The sequence below is a fragment of the Bacillus sp. FSL K6-6038 genome (genome assembly GCF_038050455.1).
Lineage (GTDB): Bacteria > Bacillota > Bacilli > Bacillales > Bacillaceae_G > Bacillus_A > Bacillus_A pseudomycoides.
The window spans coordinates 4,331,844-4,347,907 of record NZ_JBBOUH010000001.1 but is presented as its reverse complement, the minus strand read 5'-3'; the positions used below and the strand labels follow the sequence as shown (position 1 = coordinate 4,347,907).

The window sequence follows — 16,064 nt, the reverse complement described above, 5'->3', positions numbered from 1 at the left end:
CATGCCGAGTAAAACCAAAGGGAGAAAACGAGTGGAGATTTCTTTTTATTTTCATAGCCGCGACTTATATGTTGAAAAATCAAAATGGATATGTATATTGTTCGGGTATACACATAAATGGATTGGAATAAACCAAGGGTTAAGAAATAAAAGGATGGCTTAAGCCATCCTTTTATCCCGTTATTCACGGACAGTAAGACCCCCACCTCAAGATTTAGTGAAAGTAAAGAAGATAGGTGAGGGATAAAGAAAACCCAACTGATGGAAGTTTCCCGTTATTTGTTTACTTCAAATGATTTTAAGTTATCACGACGAATTTTATCTTTTTCTGCATCAGATTTTTTGAAATTGTAATCATATAGAGCGCCTTCCCAATCACCATACATTGGGTTAGGGAAAATGATGAATTTCTCGCCAAATTGTGCTTTTGTTTCTTCAACTGTTTGATTGCGATCTTTTACAGATTTCCCATCAAATCCAGTGAAGTCAGATAAGTTATCACCGAAGAATAGGACGATATCGTGTGATTGTGAAACAAGTTCACGACGTTTTTCTTTCCCTTTTTCTTTCGGGTCTTGTAGTAAAATATGTTCTTTCGTTGCTTGTGGAGCGCCAACGCGTTCAAGGTTTTTAATCGTTGCATCTAATTGATTTGTTTTACGGTTTGAAATGTAGTAGATATCGACACCTTTAGATTCAGTATATTTTAAGAAGTCAATTGCACCAGGAAGAGCTGCCGCTTCTGCTTTATTAATCCACTCATCCCATTTATAAGGATAGCCCTTTCCTTCTTTCACAGTCATCGCTTGGTGGGGGCTGTTATCTAAAACGGTTTCATCTAAATCTAGTACAATTGCTGGTTTTTTACTTGTCCCTTTTGCAAGAGCAGCATCGAGTTTTAATTGTCCGATGTTATAGCCTTGATAATACAAAGCTTTTGTTTCACCAGCTGTTTGATACCATAGATCAGCCATTAGCTGTTGATCTGTTAATTTTACTTTTTCTTCTTTTGCTACAGTTTTTTCAGCTGTTCCTGAACATGCTACAAGTGATGTAGAAAGAACTGCTACAGATAATAATGTGGTAATGCCTCTTTTCATTTTCATATGTATCCTCCTTGATGTAACTAAATTCTTTAATATTATATATTAAAATATAATATTTTTTATACCTTTTTTATGAACTTTTGTATATTGTCTTTTGTATATATAGTAGTGTGCCTTATATTAGAAAGATGAGCAAAATGATAATGAGTTATTTGACTTACTTTATTGTCAAAATGACAATTATAATTGACAAACTCCGTTCTGTTATTTACAATTTTAACTAAATGAAACAAATGATGGATTAGAGATGATGGTACATATAAGAGAATGAAATATAATACTATATTTTATTTCAAACAATCATAGTCTTTAAGAGAGTACGAATGATATTAAAGGGGAGGCTTTATACTTTGAGTTTACAAATTCAAAACTTAACAAAAACATTTGGAGAATCAAAGGCAGTTAACGGTTTGCAAATCTCGTTACCAAAAGGTGAAGTGTTAGGTTTACTTGGCCGAAATGGTGCAGGGAAAACAACGACAATTAAAATGCTTCTTGGGTTATTAACGCCTAATGAAGGTTCTATTACGTGGGATGGAAAAACATTTGGTAATAGTGGGGTAACAATTGGATATTTGCCAGAGGAAAGAGGATTATATACAAAAAGTAGGGTAATAGATCAACTGCGATATTTTGGTAGATTAGAAGGAATGACGAAGAAAGAAGTCGATCTTGCAATCGATCACTGGTTAGAACGATTAGCAATCCCAGAATATAAATTTAAAACGGCAGGAGAGCTTTCAAAAGGGAATCAACAAAAAATTCAATTAATTGCGGCCCTTCTTCATAATCCAGAACTACTTATTTTAGATGAACCATTTAGCGGACTTGATCCAGTTAATGCTGGAATGCTAGCTAGTATTATTGAAGAACAAGTACAGAGCGGAAAGACGATTATTTTATCAAGTCATCGTATGGAACAAGTAGAGGCTTTTTGCCAACATGTATGTATTTTGAAAAAAGGTGAAGCAGTCGTAGAAGGACAGCTAAGTGATATTAAGAAAGAATACGGTTTTCGTAATTTAACTATTGAAGATACAGCAGAGAATGAAAAGGGATTAGAAGCTATACATGTTCCGTATGAAAAACAACAAGGCCTTCTTTATGTAAAAGTACAAGACGATGCAGAAGCTCTAAAGATTTTGCAACAATTGCAAGAGCAAGGTGTAAGCTTAAGGCAATTTAAAATGCTAGAGCCGACGCTAAACGAAATATTTGTAGAAAGGGCGAAATAACAATGCGTAAATTTTCTCATGTATTTTCATTTTATTTCAGGGAAGCATTTTTTTCTAAAAAATCATTGATTACGAGTGCGATTTTATTTTTAGTTGTGTTTGGAATCTTTGCATTTAACCATTTCACTTCTGATGGAGATAAAAGTAAGGAGAAAGATAAGATTGCAGTTGTAGTAGAAAGTTCTACATATAAAATACAAAAAGAAGAGTTAAATAAGTTATTGCCATCAGCAAAAATAACGGTTGGTTCAAAGGGTGATTTTGATAAATTCCATAAACAAGTAGAAGAAGGAGATTTAGATGGTTTATTCCATGTGAAAGAAAAGAATGGAGTTCCAGAGGTTACGTATATGTTTAATGGGTTCCCTAGTGAAACAACTTCTACAATTATGGCTAGTTATTTAAAGGAGCAATATACGGCAGTAACGGTTGCTAAACATAATGTTTCACCGGAAATTGCACAACAATTGCAAACAGAAATTTCCGTGAAACAAGAAGCGATAAAAGATCGTTCTGCCTCTTTCGGAATTGCATATTTCTTTACATTCGCTTTGTATATGTTCATTGTTGCGTTCGGAAGCACAATTGCGATGAATATTGCTTCTGAAAAAGCTTCTCGCGTTATGGAAGTCATGATTCCGAAAGTAAAACCTCTTACTATGATGTATGCAAAAATTTTGGCAGTTGTTTCAACGGCGTTATTACAACTTGTTATATTGGCATGTGGTTACCTTGTTCCTTGTGTACTAGGCTGGGTAGATTTAGAAAGTGGTTCATTATTTGGATTGCCAATTGATTTTACAAAGCTAGATGCACAAGTTATCAGTATGTTCCTAATTTATTTTGTTACAGGATATTTCCTTTATGCGATGATGTATGCAGCTGCTGGTGCGGTTGTTTCTAAGACTGAGGATTTACAAGGTGTAATGTTCCCGGTGTCGATTTTAATAATGGCAGCATTATTCATTAGTATGAAATCATTAAGTGATCCGAATAGTACTATTGTTGTTGTAAGTTCGTATGTTCCGTTCTTTACACCGATGGTCACATTCTCGCGCATTGTAGCTGGTGAGGCGGGGATGTTAGAAATTACGATAACACTTGCGATTCTTTTGGCGACGATTGGTATATTAAGTGCTGTTACGAGTCGTATTTATGTAAATGGTGTAATGAATTACTCAGACAAAGTGAAATTTAAAGATTTAGCGAAATTTATTAAACGTCAATAATAGGAAAAAGCATGATTTTCTTGTGAAATCATGCTTTTTCTTTATGTATAAATTAAAAATAGTATATAATAATAAGAGTTGTCTTTTAATAGAATGAATAAAAAGGAGGGTGTGCAGATGGGAATTAGTAGCCGTTTTACAGTAGGTGTTCATATGTTAACGTTACTTGCGATAGATCGAAACTCTCGCTGTACCTCTGAATGGATTGCTGGCAGTGTGAATACAAACCCAGTTGTGATTCGCCGCATTACAGGAATGTTAAAAAGAGCAGGTCTAGTGGATGTACAAGCAGGGAAAGGTGGTACATCACTTGCTCGTGATTTAGATGAGATTACATTACTTGATGTATATAAAGCAGTGGAAGTAGTAGAAGAAGGACATCTATTTTCTTTCCATGAGAATCCAAATATTGAATGTCCAGTAGGTGCGAATATTCAATCGGTATTAGAAATTATATTAATGCAAGCGCAAGAAGCGATGGAAAGCGTACTTGCGAATGTAACAGTTCAGCAACTTGTTACAAATTTACAATCAAAAATTAAAAAGTAAAAAAAGCGAGCCTCGTATAAGTGGGCTCGCTTCTTTTACTTTCAGAAAGATCGAAGATTCTATTTTTCAGTATTTAATACAAATTTCCCTACAATGGCAGCAACGATACCACCAAGAATTGGTGCAACAATAAATACCCACAATTGAGATACAGCTTCTCCGCCAGCAAATAAAGCTGGTGCTAGGCTACGTGCAGGGTTAACAGAAGTGCCTGTTAATGGAATACCTAATAAGTGAACTAATACCAGTGTAAAGCCAATTACTAATCCAGCTAATTGTGCGTTTCCCTTTTTACCTGTTACTGCAATAATTACTAAAATAAAGACGAATGTTAAAACAAATTCAACTAAGAAAGATCCTGACAAACCAAGATTTCCAAAAGCATTTTGTCCTAAGTTATCTAAAGACATATTAGAAGATTTTAAAATTGTCACTAATGTTGCAGTTCCTAATAAACCACCTAAAACTTGAGCTAATAAATAGTAGCTAAGTTCCATAGCATTCATTCGTTTGTTTACAAACAGGGCAATTGATACTGCCGGGTTTACATGACATCCAGAAATTGTTCCAATGCTATATGCCATAGCAACAATTGATAATCCGAAAGCCATTGCAATTCCTAAAGTTCCAATTCCTTCAATTCCGCCGCCTAAAACAGCTGTTCCAGTTCCAAATAATACAAGTACAAAAGTACCAATAAATTCAGCGATTCCTTTTTTTAACATAATTTTCCTCCTCATGTACACATGAATCGTAGTATAGCATAAAATTAGGTGCTTTTAAGTATAAATGGAAAATGAAATATTATTCTGATAAAAAAATAGGGAAGGATTATACAATTTTGATCAAATAAAAAACATGATTCTCAAAGAATAATCATGTTTTTTATTTATGCAGTGTTTTCATTTGTTATGCTGTTTTCTTTCGTTTAGTAACTGGAATAGATCGATTCAAAATGCTATTTGTGATCATTCCAGCTATAATGATAATCATCCCAATAAGTGAGAGTCCGATAGGGAATGAACCATTTAAGAAAAGCATTTCACCAAGAACAGTAAATACCATAGTTCCGGCTTGCGTTGCTTCTACAGCACCTAATAAGGAAAGGTTATCTTTCGCTAAATCTGTTGCAAAGAAAAATGTCATTGTGGCGATAACACCAGAACATAATGCTAATAAAAATCCTTGAAGCATTTGACCGGATGTTGGAATGCCTGTTGCCCCAAAACCATATATTGCAAGAATAATTGCTATAGGCAGGCTGCCGATTGCCATTCCTAATACACGCTGGAAAGTATCAAGGCGTCCTCCTACAACTTCCATCATTTTTCGATTGCCGAATGGATATAAGAAAGCTGCAAGAACAACAGGAAGAAAACCAGATATAAATTGAGTGGCTGTAATATGCCCAGCTTCTGTTGCTTGCATACAAATTACACCAATTAAAATGAAAAGTGATACGTATAAACTGCGAAGTGGGATTTTTCCGCGTACGCGTTTTGTACCTGTTTTTGTTTCAATCGTAATAAAAAATAATGGCGATAGTAGCAAGCCAGCGAGTATTGTAACTTGCCAAGTTCCTGCAACAAGCCAAGCTGGAGAAAAGACAGCAGCAAAGCTTAATAAAGAATAAAAGCCGATCCCTGCTAAAGATCCCCACCCTAGCCATGCAAAGGGATGTTTTCGCATTTCTGACCATAAGGGCCAAAGGTTTTTGCGAAATAAAACGATAAGGAATAAAATAGGGAGAGCGAATAAAAAGCGAAAAGAAGCAGTCCAAGCCCAGCTTGTTCCAGATACATTCATTGCTCTGTTAATAATGAATGTTGCAGAGAAAAAGGCGGATGATAAAATACCTAATAATATTGCGCGCATGATACGTAAGCACTCCTTTCGAGATTCGAAACATTTATGTATAGTATAATATACTTAAAGTTAATTAAAGTAAACTATTTTATACTTAGAGGTGATTTTGTTATTATGAAAGAAAAAGAGGATATGCAAACAAAAGAAGTCATTCAGCAAGTTGGTCAGTTATTAAGACAAATTCGTAATGAACAAAAACTGAGTTTAGAAGAATTGGCGCAAAAAACAGGGGTTAGTAAATTAACATTAGGAAAAATCGAAAGAGGTGAAACGAATCCAACATTAGCCGTCATTTGGAAAATTACGAAGGGGCTGTCAATTCCATTGTCGAGGTTAATGGTAGTTGGAGAACCAGTAGCGATTGCTCGCTGTGGAGAAGGATTTGCGGTAGACGTAGGACAGGCATGGCGGTTAGAGACAATGTTCCGGTATACGAAAGAAACGGGCATGGAGATGCATCGTGCTTGTTTAAGACCGCAAAGTATGTATGAGCCAGAGTCTCACCATGAAGGGGCGATTGAACTTGTTACAGTTATGAAAGGACAAGTTGCTATTCAAGTTGAAAATGATGTGTATGAATTAAATGAATTTGATTCGATTCAGTTTGAAGCGAATAAGAAGCATAGTTATAAAAATGCTGGAGATGAAATAGCTGTTTTGCATTTAACGATGAAGTATTCTTCTTAGCTATAAAAAAGAGCGCTTGCAATAAAGCGCTCTTTTTTTATAGATTTTAACTATATTTTTGATAAAATACAGTTAAGTTGAAATATTCTGAAAAAATAAGTTGAGTAGGATAAGGGATGAGGCGAATGACGAAATTTAGATTATGGAGATTGGTGCAACAAATTCGAACAAGCCTTCGTTTAAAGTTATTAACATGTTTTTTAGTGGTCGCACTTATTCCGCTCATGTTGTTTAGTTGGATGTCATATGAAAAGTCATCCAATCTTGTAAATGAACAGTTTGGGGATTATGGAAAGTTTGCTATATCGCAGCTTCAAACTCAAATTGAATTAACATTAAGCCATATGCATTTAATTGCTAGTGATATTCAAGAATATTTATCAGACCCGACATTAATTGTTTTAAAAAAAGAAGCACCGAAATCGTATTCGGAATTTATTATTGAGAAAAATTTTGAAAGGTTTTTAGAAGCGCATAAAACAGCACAAACGAAGGGGATCTTTTTAATTACACCTAGCGGTTATTATTATGGAGATCGGTATTTAGATGTGCAGAAACTAAAACAAGAAAAATTTTGGGAAGAACAAGGGAATTTATCACAAGGGTATTGGAATGGGATCTATGTTCCGAATCATTACTCTGCACTTGATAAAAGCAAAGTAATTGGATTACTTGTTCCAGTTAAAACATCATTCGGTAGCTTGAAAGATAGCCGAATATTAGTGGAAACAGATGCGACGGATTTATTTAAGTTTATTGATTCATTAGAAACAGATTTGCATGCATTGATTACCATTCGTGATGAAAAAAAACAGGTGATTTATACGACGGATGAAAATTATAAAAAAAACAAGGATGATATCATTTGGGAAAAGCCAATTCCATCAAATAAATGGAGTCTAGAAATTATTATTCCAGAAAAAGAATTTTATCAATCTTCTACAATTATTTTGTTTGTTACATTAATTGGAATTGTTGTATCACTGTGCTTAGCTTTTATGCTGGCATTTTTAATCTCGGCTAAGTTAACGGAAAATATCACGAATTTGGATCATGCAATATCTCAAGTAAGTAAAGGAGATTTTTATACAAATATACCAGTAAATTCACAAGATGAAGTAGGGAGTTTAACTGTGAATTTTAATAAAATGGTTGTTAAAATTAAATCATTAGTAGAAGAAATATATCAGAAAGAAAAGTTGAAAAAAGAAGCTGAGCTCAAGGCAATTCATTATCAAATTAATCCGCACTTGCTATTTAATACATTAAATTCTATTCAATGGAAAGCAAAGCTTCAGGGGGCAAGTGATGTAAGTGAAATGATTTATCATCTTGTTGCTGTGTTAGAAGGGAATTTAAATTTTGCGAATGATCTTGTCACACTCCAAAGTGAACTAACCATTATTGAGCACTATTTAAAGGTACAGGAGATTCGATTTGGAAATCATTTTTCTTATACGCAAAATGTCTCGTCTTCTATGAAAGGGGAACATATTCCAAGAATGTCGCTTCAGCCTATATTTGAAAACATATTTTTTCATGCTTTCGACGATGGACATGGAGCTATTACATTATCGGCATTTGAAAAGGATAATGGTGACTTATGTATACATATTACCGATGATGGTCGTGGTATTTCTGATAGGCGGAAACGGGATTTATTACAAGAGCCGTCTGCAGAACAAAGAGGTGGGCTTGGATTATATAATATCGATCAAAAATTCAAATTACATTTTGGGCTAGAGTACGGATTAACGATTCAATCAGAAGAAAAGAAAGGAACTATAGTTCAGATTCTTTGGCCAAAGGGAGGGATACAGAAGTGAAACGTATTAAAGTGCTCATTGCGGATGACGAGACGATTGTTCGAAGGGGATTGAAGATGGCGGTAGATTGGTCGGCGTATAATATGGAAGTAGTAGCGGATGTGCCAAATGGTGAGAGAGGATGGGAGGAGTTTGTACAGCATGAGCCAGAAGTGGTTATTACAGATATTGTTATGCCTGTTGTAAATGGAATTGAGTTTGTGAAAAAGATTAAACAACATGCGCCGAAAACAAAGGTATTATTATTAAGTTGTCATCGTGATTTTGAATATGCGCAAGAAGGAATTAAACTGGGGGTTTCAGGTTATTTATTGAAAACATCGTTTCATGATGAGGAGCTGGATCAATATTTACGAGCATTTCAAAAAGAGTTAATGATTCATAGGGAAGCGGAAGGGATTGAACAGCAAAAATTCCTCTTTTACGAAGATTTTTTTCAATGGTTATGTGGTTTTCAAAATCAGTTTCAAGAAGTACTTGTGGATTTATTTCGTAATGAATGGAAATGGATGAACGATGGGTATTATGCTTGTTTTATAAGATCGGAATCGAGATTACATCTCATATTACAAGATATTGATCAAAAGATACCAAATCCACATGTGAAGATCTTATGTGGAAAGGAGCAATGTTTCTTATTTCTTAATGAAAACTATAAGGAAATGATGGAGCAAATGTTTATGGATGTAAAGAGTACATACGAAGAGCTATATTGGATTACATCAGGGGAGCTGTTCAGTATAGAGCAATGGATCGATTCGGTTAAATCGATGAAGCAATTTGCAGAACTTGAGATTAAGTATAAAGTAACGATTAACAATTGGCCAAAAACAATTAAAGAGGCTATTTTGTATACAATGAATCATTTATCAGAGCCAATTGTTGTTTCAGAAGTGGCAGAGATGGTGGGACTAAGCAGGAGCCATTTTAGTATGCTTTTTAAAAAGATAATAGGTGAAAGTTTTCATTCTTTTACAGAACGAAGAAAACTTGAACTTGCCATGCAAATGCTTCAAACAACCTCACTTACGATTCAAGAGGTAGCGGAACATATTGGTATTTCAAATAGTAAATATTTTAGTAAATGGTTTAAAAAGTGTACAGGAACAACGCCATCAGAATATCGAGAAAAACAATGTGGAACTTTATATAAAACAAATTGACACCCTGATTTCGTCGAACGAACAATTTGATAACAAAAATCGAACAAATCGATGTTTTTAACCGCTTTCATAAAAGGTAAAATGAAAGCGGTTAAATTATTTATTCTGAAAAATCAGAAATAAAAAAGATTTTTGGAGAAGGGGAGTGTGTGCAGTGAGAAAAATGGTACATGTATGTCTTAGTTTTATGCTCGTACTTATTGTTTTTTTAGCTGGTTGTAGCTCAAATGAGACTACAAGCAAAAAATCATCAAAGGATGATGAAAAGAAACAAACATCAAATGATGGAACAGTTTTGCGATTTGCAACTTGGGATTCTGGAAAGAATTTAAAGATTCAGCAGCAAATTGCAAAGAAATTTGAAGAGAAGAATCCAGGAGTAAAAGTACAGGTGGAGGCTTATGGTGATGGTTTTGATCAAAAGCTCGCAGCATCTTTCGGGGCGAAAAACCCACCGGATGTTATGTATATGTGGAATTTCCCAGCTTACTATAAATCTCTTGAGCCTTTAGATGAACTGGCAAAGAAAGATCCAGATATGAAATTAGATGACTTTTATCAAGGGCTATTTAACTACTCTAGTATTGACGGGAAATTATATGGTATGCCAGCAGGGTTTACAACGCGGGTTATATATTACAATAAAAAGTTATTTGATAAAGCGAATATTCCATACCCGAAAGATGGATGGACTTGGGATGAGTTTGTAGACACTGCGAAAAAGTTAACAGATGCAAGCAATAAACAATATGGCTTTGCTTTACGACCTGAGCCAGATACGTATGATTTACAGGGGTTTATTTGGAGTAACGGTAGTAGTTTTGTAAGTGAAGATGGAAAACAAATAAAAGGACATATGAACAGTCCAGAAACAATTGAAGTTATGAAATCTTTCCAAAGTATGCTAAAGGATAAAACGGCTGTATTAGTAGGTGGAAAAAATCAACAGAGCGGTGATGATATTTTTAAAGCTGGGAAGTTAGCGATGTGGGAGAGTGGAATTTGGCCATTAGAAGGATTTAAAGATGCAAAAATTGATTTTGGTACAGTAGAACCTCCTGCATTTAAAGGGAAACCAGTGAAGGGACTTGTTGGTACATCAGCTGTTTCAATTGCAAAAGATGCAAAGCATAAAGAGTTAGCTTGGGAGTTTGTTAAGTTTTATTCTTCACCAGAAGCGATTAAAATGCGAACTTCTGATTTGCCAGTTCGAATTAGTGTTGTAAAAGAATTGAAGAAAGAGGAAGATGCGAATGTTAAACCGTTCTACACAATGCTAGAACGTTCAACAAATACACCAGCATTTTTACTTAACCCAAAATGGGATGAAGTAAACCGGAATTTATCAGCGGCAATAAATGCAATTATGCTTGGACAAGATCCAGAGCAATTATTAAATAAAGCTGTTCAAGATTCAGAGAAATATATGGATAAATAATTGTAAAAGCAAAGAGGTGTGGATGTTGAAATATGGAGTATCTATAGAAAGTGAAACGAATATAGCCATTAGGAAAAAGAAAATGAAATGGGAGAAACTCGTTCCTTATGCATTTATATTTCCATGGGTATTTGGCTTTGTAGCCTTTACCCTTGGTCCTCTTTTATTTTCATTATTTATTAGTTTTTTTGACTGGCCGCTTATTGGAGAAGTTCAATTTGTTGGACTAAAAAACTATCAAGATATGTTTCTAAATGACTCGATGTTTTGGGACTCGTTATGGGTTACTGTGAAATTTGCAGCATTATTTGTTCCATTTAATTTAATTATTGCCCTATTTTTAGCGATTTTGCTAAATCAAAAGGTAAAAGGATATGCGTTTTTTCGAACATTTTTCTATTTGCCAAGCGTTATTTCTGGTGTGGCTTTAGCGATGATTTGGGCATGGGTGTATAACGGAGAGTATGGTATTTTGAATTATTTTCTATCGCTTGTTGGTATAAAAGGACCAAATTGGTTAAGTGATCCGAACTGGTCGCTAATTGCGATGGTAATTGCTAGTTTATGGGGACAAGGTACGCTTATGCTCATTTTTTTAGCAGGATTAAAAAATATCCCGCAAAACTTGTATGAGGCTGCTTCCATTGATGGAGCTGGAAAAGTGCAACAATTTTTCAAAATTACATTGCCGATGTTAACGCCGACGATTTTATTTAATTTAATTACAACAATTATCGGTGCGTTTCAACAATTAACATTAGCGCTTGTATTAACCGGCGGAGGTCCATTAAAGTCCACCTATTTTTACGCGATGTATGTATATGAAAATGCATTTAAGTATTTTAAAATGGGCTATTCATCAGCGAATGCTTGGTTTATGTTTTTAATCATTTTAGGGTTAACACTACTTGTTTTTAAATCATCAGCAGCTTGGGTTTATTATGAAAATGAGATGAAGTCAAAGTAGAAGATGAATAAGGAGGATGCAGTGTGAGAACGAAGAAGCGCATACATCGAATTGTAGTGTACGCACTATTAATAGGTTTTTCCATTTTATTTTTATTGCCCTTCTTTTGGATGATTACAACATCTGTGAAATCACCAGAAGAATTATATTTATATCCGCCAAAGTGGATTCCATCTGAGTTTAAATTTAGTAATTTTGCAAAGGCGTGGACGAGTCAACCATTTAATACTTTTTTATGGAATTCAATTGTTGTAACAGTATTTTCAACAATCGGACAGTTAATATCATCTTCTTTAGTAGCATACGGTTTTGCACGTTTTAAATTTAAAGGACGGGATATTTTGTTCATGATTGTGCTAGCGACGATGATGATTCCGTGGGAAGTAACGATGATTCCGCTTTATATGGAATTTAATGCTCTCGGCTGGATTAATACGTTAAAATCTTTAATTATTCCATCTTGGTTTGGCGGTGCGTTTTTTATCTTTTTAATGAGACAATTTATTATGTCTGTTCCAAAGGAGCTAGATGAGGCTGCAAGGATGGATGGTGCGAACGCTTTTCAAGTTTACTACCGTATTTATTTACCGATTATGAAACCGATTTTAATTCTTGTTGCTGTTTTTAATATTTTAGGATGTTGGAACGATTATCTAGGACCGCTTATTTTCTTAAATGACCAAAGCAAATATACATTAACGCTAGGCTTAGCACAGTTTAAAGGTATGTTTGGCGTTGATATGGAAGGGATTATGGCGGTGACATTGTTAATTAGTATTGTACCTCTTGCACTCTTCTTTTTCGCACAACGCTATATTGTGGAAGAGTCGGGGCATACGGGCCTTAAATAATGGAGCATAGAAATGATGTGACAAAGTGAATGCAAAAAGGAGGATCGATATGGGACATAACATGTTAGAGGACTTAGAAAATGTTCAAGTAACAGGGCGGAATCGCATGGAGGGAAGAGCACATTTTATTCCATTTCAAACTGAACAAGCGGCTCTATCTTTTACGCGTGAAAGCTCTTCTTATTACAAATTGCTGAATGGAATGTGGAAGTTTTTGTACTTAGAATCCCCAAAGCAACTTCCAGAGAATTTTTTCATAAGTGAATTTGATTGTAGTGAATGGGATACGATTCATGTACCTGGGCATTGGCAATTGCAAGGATACGGAAAGCCGCATTATACCGATTTATATTATCCGTTTCCGGTTCAGCCACCCCATGTTCCATTTGAAAATCAAGTGGGTTGTTATAAAAATGAATTTTATATACCAGAAAGTTGGAACGGAGGATGTATTCGTATTCGATTTGAAGGTGTGGATAGTGCCTTTCATTTATGGATAAATGGAGAAGAAGTGGGATATAGCCAAGGAAGTCGTTTGACGGCAGAGTTTGATATTACATCGTTTGTTCATGCCGGAAAGAATACGATGACAGTATGTGTGTATAGATGGTGTGATGGATCTTATATAGAAGATCAAGATATGTGGTGGTTAAGTGGTATTTTTCGTGATGTGTACATTGTGCATGAACCTGCTGTACATATTTATGATATGACGTTATGTACAACGCTTGATGAAAATTATGAAAATGGTGTATTACAACTAAGTACAAAGATTTGCAACGAACAATTACTGAATAAAAATTATGTACTAGAGTATAAGTTTTGTAATAAGAATGGGGAAGTATTAGATCAACATACATCGTATTTGGACTTACAGGGGAAAAGGGTTATAGATGATACACATTCGTTTTCTGTCAAAAAGCCGCAGAAATGGTCCGCAGAAGACCCGTATTTGTATATTGTATTGTTCACGATTCGAAACGAAAATAGTGAAGTTGTAGAAGTGATTTCACAGAAGATCGGTTTCCGGATGATTGAGATGAAGGATAGAAATCTTCTTGTCAATGGTATTCCCATTATATTTAAAGGGGTGAATCGTCACGATCACGACCCGGATACAGGAAGATATGTCACATATGAAACAATGAAACAAGATGTAATGCTTATGAAACAGCATAATATTAATGCGGTGCGAACAGCACATTATCCGAATGATCCACGTTTTTATGATCTATGCGATGAATATGGTCTATATGTAATTGATGAGGCTGATTTGGAATGTCATGGATTTGAGTTAATTGGTAATGCAAACGTATTAAGTGATGATTCTGAATGGGAAAATGCTTATGTAGATCGTGTGGAACGTATGGTGCGTCGAGATCGCAATCATTCTTCAATTATTATGTGGTCACTCGGAAATGAATCTGGGTTCGGTTGTAATTTTATTGCAATGGCGAATAAGTGTAGGGAATTGGACCAATCAAGAATCATTCATTACGAAGGGGATCGAGAAACGAAAGTCGCTGATATTTTTAGTACAATGTATTCTTCAGTCGAAAAGATTATTGGTTATGCAGAAGAAGAAAAGTGGGAAAAACCTCATATTTTATGTGAGTATGCTCATGCGATGGGAAATGGACCAGGCGGATTAAAAGAATATTGGGAAGCGATTTATAGTCATAAAAGATTACAAGGTGGCTTTGTTTGGGAATGGATTGATCACGGATTACGTCAAGTGAATGAAAATGGAGAAGAGTACTTTGCATATGGAGGTAACTTTGGAGATACTCCGCATAATAGTAATTTCTGCATTGATGGACTACTCTTGCCAGATCGAACGCCATCGCCAGCTTTGTTGCAATATAAGAAAATAATTGAACCTATTAAAGTAGGAGAGATAGACATACGAAGTGGTAGGATTTCGATACAAAATATATATGATTTTCGCTCATTGAAAGGCTATCGTGTGCAGTGGACTGTCAAAAAAGAAGGAAAAGTAATTGCGAGTGATTCTATAGATGCCCCGCCTTTGTTACCGAAAGAGAGTTGTGAGATTCAGTTGCTCTTTAAAGATGAAATAGCCCTTCATACAGAGGAGGATTGCTATGTAACAGTATCGATTGTATTAGGAGCAGATACAAATTGGGGAGTAGCAGGACATGAAATAGCTTGGGAACAATTTTGTATTCCAGCTCTGAAAAAGATAAGAAGAAAAAGAGATTCGAAGTTATATGAGCCAGTAACTTTACATGAAACAAAGGAGGAAATTCGTGTTGCTGGTGAAAGTTTTGCTATTTCTTTTCACCCTGTAACAGGGCGTATAAAAGACTGGACCTTTAAAGGGCAATCACTTATGGAAGAAGGGCCTGAATTAAATATTTGGCGGGCAACAATTGATAATGATATGTATGTAGTTGAAAAATGGAAAGAACAATATGTACACCTTGTGAAACATGACGTAGCGAGTATAGAAGCTGTACAACTTGAAAATGGAAATGTTGAAGTTGTTGTGAAAGGATTTATTTCCCCGCTTGTCGTGAATTGGAAAATTGCTTTTACTTATACGTATGAAATTGAAAGAAGCGGAGCTATGAAAATAGAGACAAAGTTGAATCCAAGCGGTACTTTACCAGAGATGCTTCCGCGAATTGGGCTCGAAATGCGTCTGCCAAAACAATATCAAAATGTAAGTTGGTTTGGACGTGGACCAGGAGAATCATATGTGGATAGTAAAGAAGCGAACAAAATAGATTTGTATGAAATGACTGTAAAGGATTTATTTTTCCCGTATGTTTTTCCGCAAGAGACGGGAAATCGAACAGATGTAAAGTGGGTTTCGTTATATGATCAATATCATGTTGGATTTGTTGCGCATAGTACGCAAGATTTTAATTTTAGCGCCTTGCCTTACACGACAGAAGATTTAGAGAAAGCAGAGCATTTATATGAATTACAAGAAAGGGAGTTTGTTACGTTCCATCTAGATTATAAGCAAAATGGTTTAGGAAGCGCGAGTTGTGGGCCGGCTCAGCTTCAGGAGTATCACTTGAAGCCGGAGCCGTGCCAGTTTGAAGTGTACATTGTTCCTTTTAATGGGGATCATAAACGAGCTTTTGAGATCGTAAAAGAATCTTAAATTACAAGAGA

The 16,064-nt window shown here is 35.2% G+C and carries 13 protein-coding genes; 10 read left to right on the top strand and 3 right to left on the bottom strand.

The window, feature by feature from the left end; genetic code table 11:
• Window positions 1-275 precede the first annotated feature (275 nt).
• Window positions 276-1,106: a 5'-nucleotidase, lipoprotein e(P4) family gene (locus NSQ40_RS22865; protein WP_003200718.1), complete on the bottom strand. Its 831-nt coding sequence runs from the start codon at window positions 1,104-1,106 to the stop codon at window positions 276-278.
• Between the two features lie 350 nt (window positions 1,107-1,456).
• On the opposite strand from NSQ40_RS22865, the gene NSQ40_RS22860 reads away from it, so the two are divergent.
• From NSQ40_RS22860 to NSQ40_RS22850, 3 genes are all read left to right on the top strand, one after another.
• Window positions 1,457-2,341 carry an ABC transporter ATP-binding protein gene (locus NSQ40_RS22860; RefSeq protein WP_003208657.1) on the top strand — a complete coding sequence of 295 codons (885 nt, stop codon included), beginning with the start codon at window positions 1,457-1,459 and terminating at the stop codon, window positions 2,339-2,341.
• Between the two features lie 2 nt (window positions 2,342-2,343).
• A complete protein-coding gene (locus NSQ40_RS22855) occupies window positions 2,344-3,570 on the top strand; it encodes an ABC transporter permease (RefSeq protein WP_003200723.1) in 1,227 nt (408 codons plus the stop codon).
• 117 nt (window positions 3,571-3,687) lie between these two features.
• Window positions 3,688-4,119 (top strand): Rrf2 family transcriptional regulator, encoded by a 432-nt coding sequence (locus NSQ40_RS22850; RefSeq protein ID WP_016116523.1) that lies wholly within the window; start codon window positions 3,688-3,690, stop codon window positions 4,117-4,119.
• A 59-nt stretch (window positions 4,120-4,178) separates the two neighbouring features.
• Here the strand turns inward: NSQ40_RS22850 and NSQ40_RS22845 are convergent, their stop codons facing one another.
• Both NSQ40_RS22845 and NSQ40_RS22840 read right to left on the bottom strand, forming a co-directional pair.
• The gene (locus NSQ40_RS22845) at window positions 4,179-4,844 is read right to left on the bottom strand and encodes an aquaporin (protein WP_003200733.1); all 666 of its coding nucleotides are present in this window, start codon (window positions 4,842-4,844) and stop codon (window positions 4,179-4,181) included.
• A gap of 184 nt (window positions 4,845-5,028) precedes the next feature.
• Complete coding sequence (locus NSQ40_RS22840; protein WP_003200735.1) at window positions 5,029-5,994, bottom strand: DMT family transporter; 966 nt, start codon at window positions 5,992-5,994, stop codon at window positions 5,029-5,031.
• Window positions 5,995-6,099: 105 nt separating this feature from the next.
• Here NSQ40_RS22840 and NSQ40_RS22835 point away from each other — a divergent pair, with 105 nt between their 5' ends.
• From NSQ40_RS22835 to NSQ40_RS22805, 7 genes are all read left to right on the top strand, one after another.
• Window positions 6,100-6,672, top strand: coding sequence for a helix-turn-helix domain-containing protein (locus NSQ40_RS22835; protein ID WP_003200737.1), 573 nt, complete (start codon window positions 6,100-6,102; stop codon window positions 6,670-6,672).
• Window positions 6,673-6,788: 116 nt separating this feature from the next.
• Entirely contained in the window at window positions 6,789-8,498 is a 1,710-nt protein-coding gene (locus tag NSQ40_RS22830; protein WP_050780586.1) for a sensor histidine kinase, read from the top strand.
• On the top strand, window positions 8,495-9,661 hold the full coding sequence (locus tag NSQ40_RS22825) for a response regulator transcription factor (RefSeq protein ID WP_018764408.1): 1,167 nt from the start codon (window positions 8,495-8,497) through the stop codon (window positions 9,659-9,661). The genes NSQ40_RS22830 and NSQ40_RS22825 overlap by 4 nt, the downstream gene beginning before the upstream one ends.
• A 187-nt stretch (window positions 9,662-9,848) precedes the next feature.
• The gene (locus NSQ40_RS22820; protein ID WP_003200743.1) at window positions 9,849-11,099 is read left to right on the top strand and encodes an ABC transporter substrate-binding protein; all 1,251 of its coding nucleotides are present in this window, start codon (window positions 9,849-9,851) and stop codon (window positions 11,097-11,099) included.
• A gap of 82 nt (window positions 11,100-11,181) precedes the next feature.
• A complete protein-coding gene (locus tag NSQ40_RS22815) occupies window positions 11,182-12,066 on the top strand; it encodes a carbohydrate ABC transporter permease (protein ID WP_417893594.1) in 885 nt (294 codons plus the stop codon).
• Between the two features lie 23 nt (window positions 12,067-12,089).
• Entirely contained in the window at window positions 12,090-12,917 is an 828-nt protein-coding gene (locus NSQ40_RS22810; protein ID WP_018764405.1) for a carbohydrate ABC transporter permease, read from the top strand.
• Between the two features lie 49 nt (window positions 12,918-12,966).
• Window positions 12,967-16,053, top strand: coding sequence for a glycoside hydrolase family 2 TIM barrel-domain containing protein (locus NSQ40_RS22805; RefSeq protein WP_097786641.1), 3,087 nt, complete (start codon window positions 12,967-12,969; stop codon window positions 16,051-16,053).
• The last annotated feature ends 11 nt before the right edge of the window (window positions 16,054-16,064 follow it).